Here is an 18,046-nt window from a genome sequence, read left to right as displayed (position 1 = left end):
ATCCTTATTCGTTATTCGCTGTTTCACTAGTAGAATCAGTAGTGTTCGCTACTTCTTCACCAGCATCAGCCATTTGTACATCTTGACCAGCTTTTAAGGTAACATAGGCTTTTTTATAGTCGTTACGACGGCCGATGCTTTTACCAAAACGCTTTGTCTTACCTTTAACATTCAAAGTGTTCACTTTAGTAACTTCAACACCTTCAAACATCAACTCAACTGCTTTCTTGACTTCAAGCTTAGTAGCATTAGAATCAATTTTAAATACCTGCACACCAAGTGAGTCGCCAAGCATTTGAGATTTTTCTGAGAATACAGGTCCTCTTAAGACCTGATAAAGTCTTGCGTTATTCATGCTAGTGCTTCCTCAAATTGTTTCGCAGCTTCAACTGACATGATTACTTTATCAAAAGCAATCAAGCTCACTGGATCCACTTCGTTTGTACCAAGTACATTGACGTGTGGGATGTTGCGAGCAGCTAAGTATAAATTCTCGTCAACTTCTTTGGTGACGATTAATGCACGAGGTGCATTAAGATCATTTAACTTTGCAATCAGCTCTTTGGTCTTAGGTCCAGAAACGCTCAACTCTTCTACCAAAATCAAACGCTCTTGGCGAATCAATTCGGCTAGGATGCACTGCATCGCACCGCGATACATTTTACGGTTTACTTTCTGTGACCAATCTTGTGGTTTTGCAGCGAATGCACGACCACCTGAACGCCAGATAGGGCTACGAATAGAGCCTGCACGAGCGCGACCAGTACCTTTTTGGCGCCATGGCTTAATGCCACCGCCAGAAACTTCGGCACGGGTTTTTTGCGCACGTGTACCTTGACGAGCACCAGCAAGATATGCGGTGACGACTTGATGCACTAATGCTTCGTTGAATTCACGACCAAAAGCCGTATCAGAAAGCTCAACCGCCGCACCTGTAACTGTTTTTAAATCCACGTTAATCCCCTTGCTTAGGCTTTGACTGACGGACGTACGATGACATCGCCACCGGTGGCGCCTGGGATAGCACCCTTAATGACAAGTAACCCTTTTTCGGCATCAACCGAAATTACTTCTAGGCCTTGAACGGTAACACGTTTGTTACCCATCTGACCCGCCATCTTTTTGCCTTTGAATACTTTACCTGGTGACTGGTTTTGACCAGTTGAACCATGTGCACGATGAGATACTGAGTTACCATGAGTCGCATCTTGCATGCTGAAGTTGTGACGTTTGATAGGACCTTGGAAGCCTTTACCTTTGCTTTGTCCTGTCACATCAACCATCTGACCTTGTTCGAACAAGTCAGCTAGAATCTCGCCACCAATTTCACGACCTTCAAGATCGCTATCGTTGGCACGGAATTCCCAAACACCACGGCCAGCTTTAACGCCAGCTTTAGCGAAGTGACCTTTTTGTGCGGCTGTTACGCGGCTGTCACGACGGGTACCTGTGGTAATTTGGATAGCTTGATAGCCATCTACATCAGTATTTTTTACTTGAGTAATGCGGTTTGCATCGACCTCAACCACTGTTACAGGGATAGATGCGCCTGTTTCAGTGAAGATACGAGTCATGCCGCATTTTTTACCGACTAAACCGATCGCCATTTTAGACCTCTTTATATCTTATATTAATGGGTTGGGTGTGTAATGTGCATTAACCCAAAGCAATTTGAACGTCAACACCCGCCGCTAAATCTAACTTCATTAGCGCATCCACTGTTTTATCAGTAGGCTGAACGATATCAACCATACGCTTATGAGTACGGATTTCGTACTGGTCACGAGCGTCTTTGTTAACGTGTGGTGAGGTTAGAACGTTGAAGCGCTCAATGCGAGTCGGCAACGGTACAGGACCACAAACTTGCGCACCGGTGCGCTTTGCAGTATCAACAATCTCTTGTGCAGATTGATCGATCAAACGATGATCAAAAGACTTAAGACGGATACGGATTCTCTGGTTAGCCATGCCAGCAAGCTCCTAATATGTGCCTTTGTCATCCTTGCTTCGCAAGATTATGACCAAAAGCAGTTTGGTTAAATATTCACTTAAAGCGGCCTTCTGTTCTTAACCAGAATGAGTTCTTTATCCGAACTTATAGCGTGCCAAAAGCAAAATAGTTTAAAGCCCCGCCGACCCTCCATATATTGGAAATCAGCAAAGGCATAATGAAATAGTGCTAGAAACGATGCTCTAGCTGTCATAGCGCCAGCTTTTTTATTCGCTGCGCATATATAATTCAGTGGTACGTATTATACATAGTATTTTTATCATTGCAAGGGCAATATATATAGTGATTTCAGATATTAACCGTTATGCAGCACTCTTTTTATTCCTATTGCCATTCTTTAAATCTTTTCATAAAACTTAAAATATCAGTCTAAAACGATATCATATTGCTCTTGGGTATATAGGTTTTCCACATCAAAAGTGATGACTCTACCCAATAGATACTCTAAGTCTGCCACGGTATCTGATTCTGAAGTCAGTAATAAATCGATGACTGCAGCATGGGCAACGACAGTGAACTTTTTAGGAGAGTTATAAGTACGAGCACAGCGCATAATTTCGCGAAATATCTCAAAACAAACGGTTTCTGCTGTCTTTACAAAACCACGACCTTGACAAGTAGAACAAGGCTCACATAACTGCTGTCCCAAGGATTCACGAGTGCGTTTGCGTGTCATCTCCACCAAACCAAGCTCGCTCACTTGAGTAATTTTGGTTTTGGCATAATCTTGCGTGAGTTGTGCCTGTAAACTCTCAAGCACATCGTCCTTGTGCTGTTGCTCAAGCATATCGATAAAATCTAAGATAATAATGCCGCCCAGATTACGTAGACGCAGTTGACGGGCAATAGCGTGAGTAGCCTCTAGATTGGTTTTATAGACAGTGTCTTCTAATGACCGTCCTCCAACAAAGGAGCCTGTATTGACATCAATAGTTGTCATGGCTTCTGTCTGATCAATAATCAAATAGCCGCCAGATTTTAGGTCAACACGGCGTTTTAGAGCGTCGCGCAAATCATCTTCAACACGGCTCACATCAAATAGTGACTGCTCTGCGGTGTAGTGTACGATTCGATCATATACAAAAGGTACAAACTCTTTGGCGAAATACCGGACTTGTTCATAAACCTCTGTATTATCAATAATGACTTTTTCGGTATCTGCATGAACCAAATCACGAATAGAGCGTAGAGGCAGCGACAACTCTTGATAAATCAGCTCTGAGCTTTGATGATGGTTGATCTCTTGACGGCGAGCGCAAATGGTACGCCACAATTGCAATAGATAATAAATATCTTCCTCTAACTTGTCGACAGGCACGCGTTCAGCAGCGGTACGAGCGATGAGGCCACCTTTTAGATTGACGGTTTGCATCAAATTGCTAAGCTCAGTCTTTAAGTGTGTACGCTCCTCTTCCCCATCAATACGCTGTGATATACCAATATGATCACTTGACGGCAAATAAACCAAGTAGCGTGATGGCAGTGATATATTGGTTGTCAGGCGAGCGCCTTTACTTCCTAATTGATCTTTGGTGACTTGTACCAAAATACGCTGACTTTCGTACAAGCGATGTTGGATAAGTGTTTTGGAGACAGGCACTACTTCAGTCGTTTGGGTCGTGACCATAGGCGCTGTAAAATCTACACCATCAGAGGTTTCAAGAGTTGTGTTGTCTTTGTCGATCTCTGTATTTTTAATTTGAGAACTATTACTTTGAAGACTGCCTGCACCAGTTTTATCCTTATTGTCGGCCACTGGTCGAGGCTCACGCTGCATATCATTGACATGTAGGAATGCTGTCCGTGATTGACCAATATCGACAAAAGCTGCCTGCATACCAGGTAAGACCCGAACAACCGTCCCCAAATAAATATTGCCGACCAGTCCTAGCTTATGATGCCGCTCGATATAAATCTCACCTAGGATACCATTGTCTAAAACCGCAACACGCGATTCCATCGGACTAATATTAATTAGCAGCTCTTCGGACATAGTTTTTCTCTTAGCTTTAGCTTTTGTTAGACGTTCATAATTCGTTATAGTATAACAAATATGGTTTGCTATTACTCATTACTCTACCGCATTATTGTGCGCATATCTAACGATAACGGCGCAATTACTTACGCACTGACTGCTGTCATGTCTTTGATTAAGGCCAATGTCTGTGCTAACGGCAATCCAACGACATTGGTATAGCTGCCATTGATACGACTGACCCAAGCCGCGCCAAGACCCTGAATCCCATAACCCCCTGCTTTGTCAGCTGGCTCACCACTATCCCAATAGTCGCTCATCATCTCAGCCGTCAGTGGCACAAAGCTTACTTCTGTACGCTCAGTAATTTGTCGTTGGTCAAGTATTTGAAAGCCTTGCTCTAGACTTGCACATTCAGAAAACTCAAGAGGTAACGATACTTGGGTTGCTTGTACAGCGGTCCATACTTCGTGAATGCTGTCCGACATTTGCTTCCACATACGATAAGCATGTTCACGATCGGTTGGTTTTACGAGTACTGTCTGACTATCTGGTAGCACCCCTATCGTATCCGAGGTTAAAATAATAAGTGGCTCAGTAAAACATACCTTACCTGTTTTGAGTTGTACATTCAGTTGCTCAATGGCCGCTTGTGCCTTGGTCGCAACCATGCGCTCAATATAGTCTTTTGGTGCCTCACTATCATACTGTGTCTCATCAATATCTACGCTCAAGAGCTCAAAATCCAGCTTCGCTCTTGCCAGTAACTCGCGACGACGCGGCGAACCAGACGCTAAAATGATATTCATTGCGCTTCTCTTCATTTATAAATTTACGGATGTGTCACCGCTGATTGTTTGTGAATCAGAACATTAGAACAGGATATTAGCAATTATTATTGCCATAAATTTATCAGTGATCAATGCACAAACTTTCTTAATACCAAGAGCACTAGTGGCCAGCTTATGATACTCATCAGTAAGGATAATGCGGATTGTGCGATAAAGACATTTTGAATAAACATCTGTAGTACCCATAGGCTGATTTGGAAGACGATCAATCCCAAGCTCGCTATCAGCCATGCACTCAGAGTATTTAATTGTCTAACGTAGATACTGGTAATTTTGATGACAAGAGCAACCACCACTGCAGAAAAGGCTTGTTGTCCCAAGTGCGTATCCATCAGTAAATCAGCAATAATACCTATGGTAAATGCTGTGAAGATACCGACATAACGGGGCTGAAACAGCAACCAAAAAATCAGCACCATAATCATGACCATAGGACGCAGGGTTGCCATACTAGGGTTTAATGGATATACATTGAGTGATGAAGCAGCGACGAAGCTTAGAATGATGGCAGCAATTAAAAGTACCGTTGCATTCTCAGAATCAGGATACGCCATTATTTACTTACCTTAGAAGTGGAAACTACTGCTGTTAAAACGTGGTTAATCAATAATGAGCCAAATGCTGTTACTGAAGTTGCACTAGTAAACACACTATCAAGTGAGCATGCGTACATTACTACTCAATCAATGCTTATATTAATCAGCGTTTGTCTTGCAAGATTAGTACATAGGCATTATCGATGAAGTTTGCTGTTGGCGTCACATTGATGCTTCTAAAGTTAGCAGCTTGTACATCTTCCACATGAGAGATGCGACCGACACGATACCCTGCTGGTATACGTCCACCTAACCCTGAAGAAATCAGCTCATCACCCACACGCACGTCTGAAGTTTTGAAAACATAATCCAGACTCAATGAGGTTGGTATGCCCTTGCCTGTCACGATAGCTCGTTGACCCGTACGTTTGACCGTCACAGCCACCGATTGCTGCTCATCAGTGATCAGTAGCAATCGACTGGTATTAGGGTATACGTTGATAATCTGTCCTAATATGCCGTTTTCATCAATGACCGTTTGCCCAACTTGCACTCCATCTTGCTCACCTTTATTGAGCACCACAATTTGTCTGAGCAAATTGGCATCGGTCCCAATAACCTGAGCCAAATTTAGATCAAACTGCTCAGGCTTCGTGGTTGATAAGATGCCTTGCAAACGCGCATTCTGTGCCAAGATATAATCCTGCTGTTGCAGCTTGGCTTGGGCATGAATGAGCTGTGACTCTAGCTGCATGTTTTTGCGGCGCAAGGTTTCTTTGGACTGTAAACTTCCACTCGCCCAATGGGTTGCATAGCTGGGCAATAAAGACAGCTCATAAATCGGCTGCATCGCGGCATGACTCGTACTACGTACGGGAGTAAACCATTCTGAGTTTTTGCTATCGAACCACATCAATATTAAGGCTGCTATTAGTACAATAGCAGTCTTACGAAGTGATAACGGCTGGCGCGCAAAAATACTTGGGGTCATAAGCTTTTTAACTCAGAAGTTATAGAACAATCAGTTGCCAGTCATAGAGGCTGTTTCATCATAAATACTATGTTCTAGCGTTTGCTAATGCAATTAAAGGTAGCGCAACGGGCTACCTTTATTTTTAACTCTTTTGACTTGCGATGTTATATCAATAAGTAACAAGTACAACGAACATGATCATAGGACACTGGTTTAAGCGAATGACTTAAACAAAAATCATATTCAAGCTTTTGTTATTGATAAAATCAAGCGCGATACCGCCACCACGGCTAACACAGGTCAATGGGTCTTCGGCAACTGTCACAGGCAGACCAGTCTCTCTTGAAATCAGTTTGTCTAAATCACGAAGTAACGCGCCGCCACCAGTCAACACAATGCCGCGCTCAGCGATATCTGATGATAACTCAGGTGGTGTCTGCTCAAGTGCTGCTTTTACTGCACTAATGATACCACTCAATGGATCGCTCAATGCTTTTTGCACTTCTTCAGAATTGACGATAAAGGTCTTTGGCACCCCTTCTGCCATACTACGACCGCGAACCTCAACTTCTAGCTGACTGTCTTCATTCAACGCAGAACCGACTTCTTTTTTGATACGCTCAGCAGTTGTCTCACCAATCACGCAACCATGTGTACGGCGTACGTGCGTAATAATGGCTTCATCAAACATGTCGCCACCAATACGAATGGACTCAGCATAGACGCAACCAGATAGCGCGATAACGGCGATCTCAGTTGTGCCACCACCGATATCAACAACCATAGAGCCACTGGCTTCATGAACTGGCATGCCTGCCCCTATTGCTGCCGCCATTGGTTCCTCTAGCAATAGCACTTTACTTGCGCCTGCTGACGAGACTGCCTCACGTATCGCTTTACGCTCAACCAACGTAGACTTACAAGGTACACAAACCACCACGTTAGGCTGCGCCATAAAACGCTTGGCTTTTACCTTAGCGATAAAATGCTTGAGCATCTTTTGTGTCACTTCAAAGTCAGCAATCACACCGTCTTTTAGTGGGCGAATCGCCGTAATATTGGCAGGCGTACGACCCAGCATTTGCTTTGCATCGATACCAACAGCAGCAACGGTAGGGTTTTGAGTACGATTACTTCGTAACGCAACCACCGTAGGCTCGTCAAGTACGACGCCTTTATTAGGAATAAAAATGAGGGTGTTCGCAGTACCGAGGTCGATTGCGATATTATTTGATAAAAATCCAAACAGGTTCATGACTAATATATCCAGCGTCTTACGAATGAGGCGAATGAGATTGACTGAGGGGTTACTCGTCAGTGTTGAGCAGGTCGTCGATAGACGTTACTTGTTGCAAAATTTGAGCATCGCAGCAAGTCAAACCTAAGCAATAATGATGAAATGATAAAACTGAGCTAAATTATACCGATTTGGCTCAGAAAAAACACAGATATTTGCATCAGTAAGTCAGGATTTCGGTCTTAGACGCTAAAAGTTGTTACAAAGTTTGAATGAGCAGTCATTGCCATTCAACTTAATGAAACATCATTTAATTCAATAACTAACAAAGTTCTACAGGCAGATGATGGTTTTGCTTGATAGTAGGTGCATACTGTAACGTATTTCAGAATCGAATGGGTGAGCAATTGAGCAACAATCGTGAATTATATGGTCAACTTTGCGAATACTTATATTTTGGTTAATTGTGTCTTGGTTTATATTGTGCATCAATCAAGCGTCCTGCTCTGTAAACTTAGGTCAGATGCTTTATAATAAAGCACCTTTATCAAAGCTTTAGTTTAATACTGACCTATTGTCATACTCATATTTATATACTTTAAGGTTCATTGTCCTCAATGGTAACCTATTACTACACTTAACAAAACTGTCCTTAACTGGAGAAACCATGTCACAACAATCAACGTCACAGCAACCATCAACGTCTGACAGCGCAGTCAGCCGTGAAGAAATCTTAGAAATTGCTACCCTTGCCCGTTTGGGTGTCGATGAGAGTACTGCCAATAGCTATGCCGATGACATCACTAAAATATTAAAGATGATGCAGACCATTAGCAACGTTGATACGACAGACATCAAGCCATTGGCAAACATTCATGAAGCTTGTCAAGAATTGCGCGCTGATGTTGCCAACCACGATATCGACCGCGAACGCAATCAGTCGGTCGCACCTGCTGTTGAAGAAGGCTTATATCTTGTACCACAAGTGATTGAATAGACGATCACCTCTTTTTGGTCTTTTATCTTAATTTTATTTATGTTATTAACAATTTGACGGACGACAACTATGTCTGAGCTTCATTTATTAAGTACCGAGCAGCTGATCACTGGCTTGCAAGACAAAGAATTTAGCAGCCTCGAGCTGACTGATCATTATATCAAACGTATCGACGCCCTCGACAGCAAGATTAATAGCTTTATCACTCATACCTCTGAGACAGCACGCGCACAAGCAAAAGCAGCAGACGAGATGCGTGCACAAGGCGACAACCGCCTATTGTTAGGCGTACCAATGGCGCATAAAGACATTTTTTGTACGCAAGGTGTATTGACGACTTGTGGCTCTAAAATGCTACATAACTTTGTCTCACCTTATAATGCCACGATTGTCTCTAATATTGATAAGGCCGGTATGATTAGCTTAGGTAAGCTCAATATGGATGAGTTTGCGATGGGTTCAGACAATAGTAGCTCTTATTATGGCACGGTGCAAAATCCCTGGAACCTAGAGCGTGTTCCTGGTGGTTCGTCAGGTGGTAGTGCCGCAGCCATCGCCGCAGGCTTCGTTCCTGTTGCAACTGGTAGTGACACGGGTGGCTCTATCCGTCAGCCTGCTTCATTCTGTGGTTTGACCGGTATCAAGCCCACTTATGGTCGTGTCTCGCGCTTTGGTATGATTGCTTATGCCTCAAGTCTTGACCAAGCTGGTAGCATGGGACGCAGCGCCAAAGACTGTGCCTATCTACTGCAACCCATGATCGGTCATGATCCGCTTGATGGCACCTCCATTAAACATGACATTCCTGACTATATACAAGACATTGAAGATGCAGAAGCAGCCGCTGGCGACAAGCCATTTGCGGATCTACGTATTGGCGTTGCCAAAGAGTATTTTGCTAATGGTTTAGATAGCGAAGTCGAGCAAGCAGTACGCGCCGCCCTAAAAAAATATGAAGAACTGGGTGCGACCATTGTAGAAGTAAACATCACCAACCCTGATATCACCCTGTCTACTTACTATATGCTAGCGCCGGCTGAAGCGTCATCAAACTTGTCGCGCTTCGATGGTGTACGCTTTGGTTATCGCTGTGAAAACCCAAAAGACTTGATCGATCTATACACACGCTCACGCTCTGAAGGGTTTGGCCCTGAGGTGCAACGCCGTATCTTGACAGGGACTTATGCCCTATCTGCCGGTTACTTCGACGCTTATTATACCAAGGCACAAAAGGTGCGCCGCTTAATCGTTAAAGACTTCGACGATGCATTTGCCAACTGTGATGTGATTGCCAGTCCAACCGCACCAACGGCTGCCTACAAGCTTGCTGAAGACCTCGACCCTGCAACCATGTACTTAGGCGATGTGTATACCATCGCGGTGAATTTGGCCGGTTTGCCAGCACTGAGTCAGCCAGTTGGCTTGACGTCAGACGGCTTGCCTATTGGCTTGCAATTGATTGGCAAGCATTGGCACGAAAGTGAGCTGCTGTCTACTGCACACCTATTCCAGCAACACACCGATTATCATTTACAACACTCTGCCATCGCGAAGGAGACGGTATAATGAGCACCGCAACTACTGATAACAATACCGTTCGTAAAGAGCTTTTCGTTGATGGATACGAAGTGGTCATCGGCATCGAGATTCACTGTCAGCTTAATACGGAAAGTAAAATATTTTCAAGCTCGCCCACAGATTTTGGGCATGAGCCAAACAGCCAAGCCAGCCTTGTTGATTTGGGTCTGCCTGGTGTATTGCCTGTTTTAAATGCTGGCGTGGTCGATCGCGCCTTAAAATTCGGTATTGGCGTCAATGCTGAATTGGGTTTGTACAACACATTTGATCGCAAAAACTACTTTTATCCTGACTTACCAAAAGGCTATCAAATTACCCAGATGGCCAACCCTATCGTGGGTAAAGGGTACATCGATGTGGTGGTCAATGAAGGAGAGAAGAACGAATATCCAAAACGCATGGGCATCACCCGTGCGCATTTAGAAGAAGATGCAGGTAAATCTGTACATGACGCCATCGACGGTATGACAGGTGTCGATTTGAACCGTGCAGGTACGCCGCTGATTGAGATTGTCTCTGAACCAGACATGCGCTCAGCCAATGAAGCCCTTGCCTATATCAAAGCCATCCATCAGCTGGTCACATGGCTTGGTATATCCGATGCGATTATGGCAGAAGGCTCGTTCCGCTGTGACTGTAACGTCTCTGTACGTAAACCGGGTGACGAGCTTGGTACGCGTACTGAGCTGAAAAATTTAAACTCGTTCCGCTTTATCGAACGTGCGATCAATCGTGAAATCGAGCGTCAAATTGACATCATCGAAGACGGTGGTCAAGTCATCCAAGCCACGATGCTATATGATCCAGATCGTGATGAGACGCGTACCATGCGTACCAAGGAAGACGCCAACGACTATCGCTACTTCCCTGATCCTGATCTGCTACCTGTTCGCATTGAGCAGCATACTGTTGATGAAATCAAAGCAGCTATGCCTGAATTACCAGTTGCTCGTCGCGCACGCTTTGAGGAAGCACTTGGTCTATCAGAATATGACGCTCGTATCCTAACCGGAAGCCGTCAGCTGGCCGATTACTTCGAAGCTGTCGTCGCTGAAGTGGGACAATCGGACGCGAAGATGGCTGGCAACTGGGTTATGGGCGATCTACTCGGTGCATTGAACAAAGATGACACGGATATCGTCGACTCCCCTATCAGTGCTAAGCAATTAGCTGGTATGCTGGCACGTATCAAAGATGATACCTTATCTGGTAAATTGGCCAAAAAAGTCTTTAGTGCCTTATATGAGCGTGAAGGCGGCTATGCTGATAATGCAGCAGATAAAATTATCAAAGACAAAGGCCTCAACCAAGAAACCGACACGGGCGCGATTAAAGCCATCGTGGAAGACGTCATCGCTAAAAATGCAGCCATGGTCGACGAGTATCGCGGCGGTAAAGAAAAAGCCTTTAACGGTCTGGTTGGACAAGTGATGAAAGCCAGTCGCGGTAGTGCCAACCCGCAACAAGTCAACCAAATCCTAAAAGAGCTGTTGGGCTAAGGTTGTCTACTCATTGGTGAGACTGACTGTGATAGGCAAAATGCGATGGTAGATGTTGGCTACTATAAATAGCCCTTGCAATATGCATAATTTTGCGTAAAATAGTCAGTCATTCGGGGCGTAGCGCAGTCTGGTAGCGCACTACACTGGGGGTGTAGTGGTCGCAGGTTCAAATCCTGCCGTTCCGACCAAACATAATATTAGGGCAGACCGTCATTGACCGTCTGCCCTTTATTTTGGGCGTTTTTCGGGTTTTCACTATCTTATAGGTATATGGCGCTCCATATAGAATGTTAGCAAAATAGAAAACGTGATCTTTGCAGACTTCAAACAATAAGTAGCGAAGTTAGGCCAGTCATTTTGAATAAACCACCTTGCCTAATCAATATTAAGCAAGTGATTACCGTATCTATTATCCGATGCCTGTTTATACGATACTCTCTAAGTATTACTAGGAGGGAATAGTAAAGACAAAAATAGACGAAAGCTTTTACAAGACATTTCAATCAGAAAAGCCGCATTTGGACACTATGCTCAATGCTAAAGACCAGTGGCTGTATAAACTTATAAGTTACTATATTTTTTAAGGCAAAATCTTTTTTAAGAAATTGGTCGTTTATTAATGCTTGATTACGAATCCAAAAAATAGGCGTTTATCGTCTACCTTCTGTGTATTAATATATATCTTTCGTGACATCAGCCTAAAGAAGTAACTTTAAGAAAGGTAACTAGATAGGTTTTTGGAAACATGAAGGTACGGGTATTCTATCCTTAGGCATATGCTTGAAGCTAAGCTTTGACAAACCAAGCATCACTCATCTTGCCTTTTATAGAATTAAAGCGTACGTATATGCCATTGCTATCTTTTGTGGCATACCAGTGGTCACCATCTTCCGTCTCTATTTCAAAAAATTTTTTGTTTACAATATTACCGACTGTATAAATCTGTCCTTCTATAAAAAAAATATTCCCATTTGTGCACATTAATTGATCCCCAGTATTCATCATACTCTTTCTCTATTTTTATAATAAAAAACAGCCAAATATGCGTATATTTTCGGACAAATACAACAGGAAAAGGTATTAATGGTATTAAATACGATATAAACGGTAATATTTTCATTTTTTAGTGAACAGTTGTTTTAAAAATTTAGTATTTTTGTTATATAATAATGAATGTCGAAAAAAATAAGAATCTAAATTGCCTAACTATTGTATATATTTGAAAAAGTTGCTTACTATATAAATGACGCAACCTTGGTATGGGTGGATGCATATATATACACATCTTACGTATGAATACCCCTTTTTTAAGAACAGTCCATTGCTACACACCATACCCTTAGCATTAATCTTCATGTAACCCGCCGAACCTCATTACGGCATAACATGGAGCTATAAAAGATGACACGCCCAAACCAGAACTCACAACAGCCACCCAACAACCAATCCCGCAAACCTAAAAGCTGGCAGCGTTTTCTACTTAAAGCAATGCTTGGTATTCTGTTACCCTACCTACTCTCACCGCCCGATATCAGCATTTATATTTATCATATTACTATTGCTCTTCTCTCGTAGCGAAATCACACGCATTGCCCTAGCTGATACTCACGCTCACTAGACTTTTAGTAGGTGAGCCGTTAGGGTAAATGCTTCACGACTATAGTGGTTTATCCTATGCCCGAAACTCTTATCAAGCCTGATCCTGCCCTTACAAATGATGCGCCTTGGAACGCATATCAGCGTCCTTTTGTCCGTGATTTGGCGTATGTGCTGGCATGTCCCAATGTCTTGACGCAATGGATAGACTTTACGCCGCATCAAAACACGCATACGGTTGATGTGCATAGCGCCAGCTTCTGGCAAGCGCAGCTTGAGACGTATCAAGAGCGTCTAGAAGAGCTAGACACAACCACCGCTTATCAAGACTTAACACGCTACTTATTAAAAAGACCGAGTCCGAGCCGTTTAGGGTTTCACTTTGAGGGGCTGTTATCATTTTGGTTAGAGGATGGATTTGCGCGTCAGCTGCATCCGTATGAGATGCTCGCTAATAACGTGCAGTTATACAGCGGTAAGCAGACCACGGGCGAGCTGGATTTGATCTTGTACAACCATGAGGAAAAGCTGGTTGAGCATTGGGAGCTTGCTATCAAGTTCTTTATGGGATCATCGCCTTTTGCACCTGAGAATTGGGTTGGGATTAACTCAAAGGACAACTTAGAACGTAAGATGACGCACATGCAGACCAAGCAGTTTCGCAGTGTGTGGGTCGATACAGAAGATCATGGACGCATTAGAATTGATAAGCGTTACGGTATTATCAAAGGACGATTCTTTTTGCCCATCAACACCAGCAGTTTTGGTGATCGTGATTGGCCTGCTTGGCTACAATCTAGCTTCCCCATACATGAGTGGTGCGATAAGAATGATCTGACCAATCTTGCGACAATTGATACGACCACCTTACGACGTGCACACTATGTGGAATGGTTTAGCAAACGTGACTTTTATGATAACTATGATGAACGTCTACCACCGCTTAACCTGTCTGAAACTGAAACCCTTAGAACAGGATTGTATTTTGAAGGTGATAGACCCATCGTTATTTATTTCGCATACCCTGAAAAACCCTACGATAAGCTTTAAAGAGCGTTAGCCCTTGTTGGCAAGCAAATTTCGACCAGAATTCATGCAACAATAAATACTTACTGGCTTAATAAGTCTCAATCACTTGCATCAGCTCATACCTGAGCATATCGGCACTGGGCATACGCTCTGCGTGAAAGCGAACGATAGGAATCCCAGCACTAGCAAGCGCCTTATCTTTTTTGTCATCAGCCTTTTGACGTGCTTTACTACTGTGCGTCCAGTCATCAAGCTCTATCGCCAGTAATGTCGTCTGCGCATCCACATCGACAATCACATAATCAACGCTTTGACGACAGATACGATTGAACCAAAAGCTACGCTCAGAGGTTTCATCGCTATTGGCTTCAATAATTCGTGATAGCTGCACTTGGACAAAGATATGATATTCGGGTAAGGCATTTTTTAGCTTGTTAAAAAAGATAATCTCGGTGTCAGTCATAATAGGCATAGGCGCAAATGGCCAAATCTCTAACTCATCTCCGCGTACAGGCTTTGGATCAGGCTCCACGCTTTGACGTCTTGATAACAGCTTTGGTAATGTAATCAGCCCTAAGAAGCCAACTGCCAGTATTAAAAATATAACGCCAAATGACATGGTTTTACCTTATACAATATGAAAGTGACTGACGATCTACCATGACCTTGTGAAAGGCCTTTCGTAGTAAACCAGTCACAACTGGTCAGCCTTTATAGGCTGACCAGCGATACGGAGAAAAACAAAGAAATTAATGCTTATCCTAGCTAAGCTTACGCCAAGCAGCAAACACTAACGTAAAAAACACGACAGTAGCTGTCGTGTTCAGTCATAAAAAATAAAAGATAATCGGCTATAAGAGCATGGTCAAAATACTGTCTGTTGCTTTAAACGAGTCTATCAGCGTATAGATTAGCGCCAGTATAAAACCCAAGCTTCCGATGCATTCAGTTTAGGGTCACTATTAATTTTATCTTTTAGTGCCAACGCTGCGACTTTACCGCGCTCAGGCCCAACGATTACTCGAACACCGCGACTGGTAGGACTGGTTTTAACCTGATAACCTGCGGCTTGTAGTTTCTTTGCCAATTCATCCGCTTTGGCTTGATTGTTTGCCAAGGCGACTTGCACGCCAAAACTGCCTTTGGCATCGGTTTCTTTTACTTCTTTACGAGCCTCGGTAAGTTTCTGCTGAGCGTTACGTTTGGCTTCAGCGGACTTCTCAGCTGCTGCCGCTTCACGCTCTAAACGCTGTACTTGGCTACGCGATGGAATCGTTATGTTTTGACCAACCTGTAGCGATGTTGAGGGTGAAAGATTATTCGCCTGCGCCAACGCTTCTACTGGCATGTTGTATTGCCGTGCAAGCTTAATCAGTCCGTCCCCTCTTTTGACCTGATAGTCAGAAGGCGATTTTGGCGGTTCATTCTTAGCAGCTTCTGCCTTAGCCGTTTCCGCAGCTTCTCTCTTTCTTTCAGCTTGTGCTTCAGCCTGCTTTTTTGCTTCGGCTTCTTTTTTCTCTCTTGCCGCTTTTTCAGCAGCGGCTTGTTCTTTCAAAGCAGCTTGTCTTTGAGCGTCCTGTTTTGCTTGAACAGCTTGTTGCTGATCGCGCGTGCTGGCGCTTGTAGCAGTCTCGTTTGATGTATTGGTACTGTTATCATCAGTGGACTGTACTGATGCTGATTCAGACGACTCGCTTGAGTCACTCTCTTCTACCTTAGGCGTATTGCTAGCCACATATTGCTGGCTTTCAGCACGCGCCTTGGCCAATGCTTCGGCTTCAGCAGCTTCTTGTTCTGTTAAGAACTGCTGAGCACGCATTTCTTGCTCTGCAACGCGAGCCGCGCGTTCTTTTTGTTTTTGTGCCAAGATACGTTTTTCGGTCTCGATATCAGTCGTTAATGGCTGCGAAGACTCTTGTTCGCTACTTGGCTGATCTATCAGTGCTGAGGGTAGATGTGGTTTGTTACTGTCACTAATCTGTTGCGCCATGGCGTATAGCATCACGCTACCGCCAATAATCATCCCAATGCCCAATAAGGCTTGTCTCGAAAAATTCATCCGTTTACGTCTCTTAGTTGGTAATAAGGTTGATTGAGCGGCGCAGCTATCGTCTCAAAGCTATAGGGTAGCTAGATTTAGTTCGTAGTGCCTGCCCTCAATTCTATTCATCCGTTCTCAAGATTTCTGTAGACCTTGTCATACCAGTCTTTTAAACCTCTTTGATTATAAAGCATATTTTTCGTGCTGTCTGCAATCTTGCTGATACTAAGATTAACATTAATTAACGTATATTTTAACCAAGATTATGAAATTTTAAGCGCAGACAATGCCTCTCCAATGGTATGAAAAGAGCCGCATACGACAATCAGATCTTGTGGTTGGCTGGCATCCATCACCGCATCAGTTGCTGCTGATAACCGATTGAATGCATGTATTTGAGCGCCATCGACATAACTGGCCAAAATCCCTCGTAACTGCTCGGTACTGGCCGCACGTGGATAATCGATTTCGGCAATAAACCAATCACTGATTGGTAAACCAGATTCGGTCAGGCACTGTACAACCTTGTCGATGTCTTTATCCCCTAACATTGAAAACAGGATTTTAATCGTTGCGGGTGTGTGATGGGTTTGACTATCTACCTTTTGCTGCGCCAGATGCTGCTGCCAAAGTGGTAATAGCTGTTTTAATAAAAACGTAACGCCATGCTCATTATGGGCCACATCAAACAACCAATGACGCGCTTTGACCTCACGATAATCGAAGCGACCTGCCAGTTTAACCGTTTGCAACGCTTGCTCAAGCGCAGCCATATCGACATTTAAGGGACTTGCCAATACGGCTGACAAAGCATTGGCGGTGTTCATCAATGACAATGCTGGTCGTGGCAGCTGCATCGTAATGGCTGCATTACTGTACTGCCATGTTTTTGAGTCAAGTTCGCGATAACTAAAATCTTGACCAACTTGATAACAAGTGGCCTCATGCTTATCAATCGCTTGCTGCACGCTAGCAGGCATCTGGTCACTGCCATAAATTAAAGCAATATCTTTACGTAGAATACCGGCCTTTTCTGCCCCGATATCTTCAATATTGTCACCCAACCAATCGACATGATCGATACCGATATTAGTAATCACTGCCATATCAGGATCAATAATATTAACCACATCTAAACGTCCACCCAGCCCTACTTCCAATACCCAAACATCACAATCTGCTTCAGCGAATATCAATAATGCTGCCAGCGTTGTCATCTCAAAAAACGACAAGGTCAAATCACACGCTAATCGTGCGGCTTCTACTTTGTTAAAGGCGTCAATCAATGTTTGATCGCTCGCCATCTCACCATTAATGCGCACGCGCTCATTAAACACGCTCAGATGCGGTGACTGATACAATGCCGTTTTGTACCCTGCGGCTTGGCAAACTTGTGCGATAACAGCCGTGGTTGAGCCTTTACCATTGGTACCTGCCACCGTGAACACATAGGCATCATCTTTAGCGGATTGTACGACACCAAGCAACTCAGCGACGGGCAACACTCGTGACAAACCCATGTCTATTGCAGAGACATGTATCTGCTGCATATAGTCCAACCATTCTGTTAGGCTAGATTGGTCGTTGAGATTGTGCGTCGAAGAAACTAAAGAATCAGACATGGACAAAACCTATATAAAGAATTTTGATGATTGCTAAAAAAAGAAAAAATAGTATAACTGGCTTGGTAAAAACAAAAAATAGCATTTACCGTAATATG

General features: G+C 43.6%; 18 protein-coding genes and 1 tRNA gene. 6 read left to right on the top strand and 13 right to left on the bottom strand.

What is annotated here, in order from left to right; genetic code table 11:
* Window positions 1–4: 4 nt before the first annotated feature.
* The 9 genes from rplW to FW759_RS11460 all read right to left on the bottom strand — a co-directional run bounded on the left by rplW (window position 5) and on the right by FW759_RS11460 (window position 7,610).
* Window positions 5–355 (bottom strand): 50S ribosomal protein L23, encoded by a 351-nt coding sequence (gene rplW, locus FW759_RS11500; protein ID WP_057758700.1) that lies wholly within the window; start codon window positions 353–355, stop codon window positions 5–7.
* Window positions 352–954 carry a 50S ribosomal protein L4 gene (rplD, locus tag FW759_RS11495; RefSeq protein WP_057758698.1) on the bottom strand — a complete coding sequence of 201 codons (603 nt, stop codon included), beginning with the start codon at window positions 952–954 and terminating at the stop codon, window positions 352–354. Before rplD ends, rplW begins: the two co-directional genes overlap by 4 nt.
* 14 nt (window positions 955–968) lie before the next feature.
* Window positions 969–1,607 (bottom strand): 50S ribosomal protein L3, encoded by a 639-nt coding sequence (rplC, locus tag FW759_RS11490; protein ID WP_062843937.1) that lies wholly within the window; start codon window positions 1,605–1,607, stop codon window positions 969–971.
* A gap of 49 nt (window positions 1,608–1,656) precedes the next feature.
* On the bottom strand, window positions 1,657–1,968 hold the full coding sequence (gene rpsJ / locus FW759_RS11485; protein WP_010196670.1) for a 30S ribosomal protein S10: 312 nt from the start codon (window positions 1,966–1,968) through the stop codon (window positions 1,657–1,659).
* 407 nt (window positions 1,969–2,375) lie between these two features.
* Window positions 2,376–4,004 (bottom strand): Rne/Rng family ribonuclease, encoded by a 1,629-nt coding sequence (locus tag FW759_RS11480; RefSeq protein WP_446443066.1) that lies wholly within the window; start codon window positions 4,002–4,004, stop codon window positions 2,376–2,378.
* A 128-nt stretch (window positions 4,005–4,132) separates the two neighbouring features.
* Window positions 4,133–4,795, bottom strand: a complete 663-nt coding sequence (locus FW759_RS11475) for a Maf family protein (protein WP_446443065.1) — start codon at window positions 4,793–4,795, stop codon at window positions 4,133–4,135.
* A gap of 110 nt (window positions 4,796–4,905) precedes the next feature.
* Complete coding sequence (gene mreD / locus FW759_RS11470; protein ID WP_062843934.1) at window positions 4,906–5,391, bottom strand: rod shape-determining protein MreD; 486 nt, start codon at window positions 5,389–5,391, stop codon at window positions 4,906–4,908.
* 145 nt (window positions 5,392–5,536) lie between these two features.
* A complete protein-coding gene (mreC, locus tag FW759_RS11465) occupies window positions 5,537–6,364 on the bottom strand; it encodes a rod shape-determining protein MreC (RefSeq protein ID WP_095568996.1) in 828 nt (275 codons plus the stop codon).
* A gap of 208 nt (window positions 6,365–6,572) precedes the next feature.
* Window positions 6,573–7,610 (bottom strand): rod shape-determining protein, encoded by a 1,038-nt coding sequence (locus FW759_RS11460; protein ID WP_062843932.1) that lies wholly within the window; start codon window positions 7,608–7,610, stop codon window positions 6,573–6,575.
* A 640-nt stretch (window positions 7,611–8,250) separates the two neighbouring features.
* Between FW759_RS11460 and gatC the strand changes: the two genes are divergently transcribed.
* The 4 genes from gatC (at window position 8,251) to FW759_RS11440 (ending at window position 11,848) form a co-directional block, all read left to right on the top strand.
* Window positions 8,251–8,580, top strand: coding sequence for an Asp-tRNA(Asn)/Glu-tRNA(Gln) amidotransferase subunit GatC (gene gatC / locus FW759_RS11455; RefSeq protein WP_095568997.1), 330 nt, complete (start codon window positions 8,251–8,253; stop codon window positions 8,578–8,580).
* Between the two features lie 69 nt (window positions 8,581–8,649).
* Window positions 8,650–10,146: an Asp-tRNA(Asn)/Glu-tRNA(Gln) amidotransferase subunit GatA gene (gatA, locus tag FW759_RS11450; RefSeq protein ID WP_443505636.1), complete on the top strand. Its 1,497-nt coding sequence runs from the start codon at window positions 8,650–8,652 to the stop codon at window positions 10,144–10,146.
* Complete coding sequence (gene gatB, locus FW759_RS11445) at window positions 10,146–11,657, top strand: Asp-tRNA(Asn)/Glu-tRNA(Gln) amidotransferase subunit GatB (protein ID WP_446443064.1); 1,512 nt, start codon at window positions 10,146–10,148, stop codon at window positions 11,655–11,657. The genes gatA and gatB overlap by 1 nt, the downstream gene beginning before the upstream one ends.
* A 114-nt stretch (window positions 11,658–11,771) precedes the next feature.
* A tRNA-Pro gene (locus tag FW759_RS11440) sits at window positions 11,772–11,848 on the top strand.
* Window positions 11,849–12,446: 598 nt separating this feature from the next.
* On the opposite strand, the gene FW759_RS11435 is transcribed toward FW759_RS11440, so the two are convergent.
* Window positions 12,447–12,665 carry a hypothetical protein gene (locus tag FW759_RS11435; RefSeq protein ID WP_446443063.1) on the bottom strand — a complete coding sequence of 73 codons (219 nt, stop codon included), beginning with the start codon at window positions 12,663–12,665 and terminating at the stop codon, window positions 12,447–12,449.
* 396 nt (window positions 12,666–13,061) lie between these two features.
* Here FW759_RS11435 and FW759_RS11430 point away from each other — a divergent pair, with 396 nt between their 5' ends.
* Both FW759_RS11430 and FW759_RS11425 read left to right on the top strand, forming a co-directional pair.
* Entirely contained in the window at window positions 13,062–13,235 is a 174-nt protein-coding gene (locus FW759_RS11430; RefSeq protein WP_446443062.1) for a hypothetical protein, read from the top strand.
* A gap of 99 nt (window positions 13,236–13,334) precedes the next feature.
* Entirely contained in the window at window positions 13,335–14,306 is a 972-nt protein-coding gene (locus FW759_RS11425) for a DUF1853 family protein (protein ID WP_446443061.1), read from the top strand.
* Window positions 14,307–14,373: 67 nt separating this feature from the next.
* Here the strand turns inward: FW759_RS11425 and FW759_RS11420 are convergent, their stop codons facing one another.
* The 3 genes from FW759_RS11420 to FW759_RS11410 form a co-directional block, all read right to left on the bottom strand.
* Window positions 14,374–14,904 (bottom strand): DUF2726 domain-containing protein, encoded by a 531-nt coding sequence (locus FW759_RS11420; RefSeq protein ID WP_446443060.1) that lies wholly within the window; start codon window positions 14,902–14,904, stop codon window positions 14,374–14,376.
* A 291-nt stretch (window positions 14,905–15,195) separates the two neighbouring features.
* Window positions 15,196–16,344: a LysM peptidoglycan-binding domain-containing protein gene (locus FW759_RS11415; RefSeq protein WP_446443059.1), complete on the bottom strand. Its 1,149-nt coding sequence runs from the start codon at window positions 16,342–16,344 to the stop codon at window positions 15,196–15,198.
* A gap of 245 nt (window positions 16,345–16,589) precedes the next feature.
* Window positions 16,590–17,948 (bottom strand): bifunctional folylpolyglutamate synthase/dihydrofolate synthase, encoded by a 1,359-nt coding sequence (locus tag FW759_RS11410; RefSeq protein ID WP_446443058.1) that lies wholly within the window; start codon window positions 17,946–17,948, stop codon window positions 16,590–16,592.
* Window positions 17,949–18,046: the final 98 nt, after the last annotated feature.

This window comes from Psychrobacter sp. 1176_08 (assembly GCF_052850615.1).
Note: the sequence above shows the minus strand (reverse complement) of the source record. Positions and strands in the feature narration are given on the sequence as shown.

Coding starts and splice junctions, on each gene's coding strand:
- mreC (WP_095568996.1), bottom strand. CDS start 6,364: ATGACCCCAAGTATTTTTGCGCGCCAGCCGTTATCACTTCGTAAGACT.
- FW759_RS11480 (WP_446443066.1), bottom strand. CDS start 4,004: ATGTCCGAAGAGCTGCTAATTAATATTAGTCCGATGGAATCGCGTGTT.
- mreD (WP_062843934.1), bottom strand. CDS start 5,391: ATGGCGTATCCTGATTCTGAGAATGCAACGGTACTTTTAATTGCTGCC.
- FW759_RS11410 (WP_446443058.1), bottom strand. CDS start 17,948: ATGTCTGATTCTTTAGTTTCTTCGACGCACAATCTCAACGACCAATCT.
- gatC (WP_095568997.1), top strand. CDS start 8,251: ATGTCACAACAATCAACGTCACAGCAACCATCAACGTCTGACAGCGCA.
- gatA (WP_443505636.1), top strand. CDS start 8,650: ATGTCTGAGCTTCATTTATTAAGTACCGAGCAGCTGATCACTGGCTTG.
- FW759_RS11430 (WP_446443062.1), top strand. CDS start 13,062: ATGACACGCCCAAACCAGAACTCACAACAGCCACCCAACAACCAATCC.
- FW759_RS11475 (WP_446443065.1), bottom strand. CDS start 4,795: ATGAATATCATTTTAGCGTCTGGTTCGCCGCGTCGTCGCGAGTTACTG.
- FW759_RS11435 (WP_446443063.1), bottom strand. CDS start 12,665: ATGATGAATACTGGGGATCAATTAATGTGCACAAATGGGAATATTTTT.
- rplC (WP_062843937.1), bottom strand. CDS start 1,607: ATGGCGATCGGTTTAGTCGGTAAAAAATGCGGCATGACTCGTATCTTC.
- rplW (WP_057758700.1), bottom strand. CDS start 355: ATGAATAACGCAAGACTTTATCAGGTCTTAAGAGGACCTGTATTCTCA.
- FW759_RS11420 (WP_446443060.1), bottom strand. CDS start 14,904: ATGTCATTTGGCGTTATATTTTTAATACTGGCAGTTGGCTTCTTAGGG.
- FW759_RS11425 (WP_446443061.1), top strand. CDS start 13,335: ATGCCCGAAACTCTTATCAAGCCTGATCCTGCCCTTACAAATGATGCG.
- gatB (WP_446443064.1), top strand. CDS start 10,146: ATGAGCACCGCAACTACTGATAACAATACCGTTCGTAAAGAGCTTTTC.
- rpsJ (WP_010196670.1), bottom strand. CDS start 1,968: ATGGCTAACCAGAGAATCCGTATCCGTCTTAAGTCTTTTGATCATCGT.
- FW759_RS11415 (WP_446443059.1), bottom strand. CDS start 16,344: ATGAATTTTTCGAGACAAGCCTTATTGGGCATTGGGATGATTATTGGC.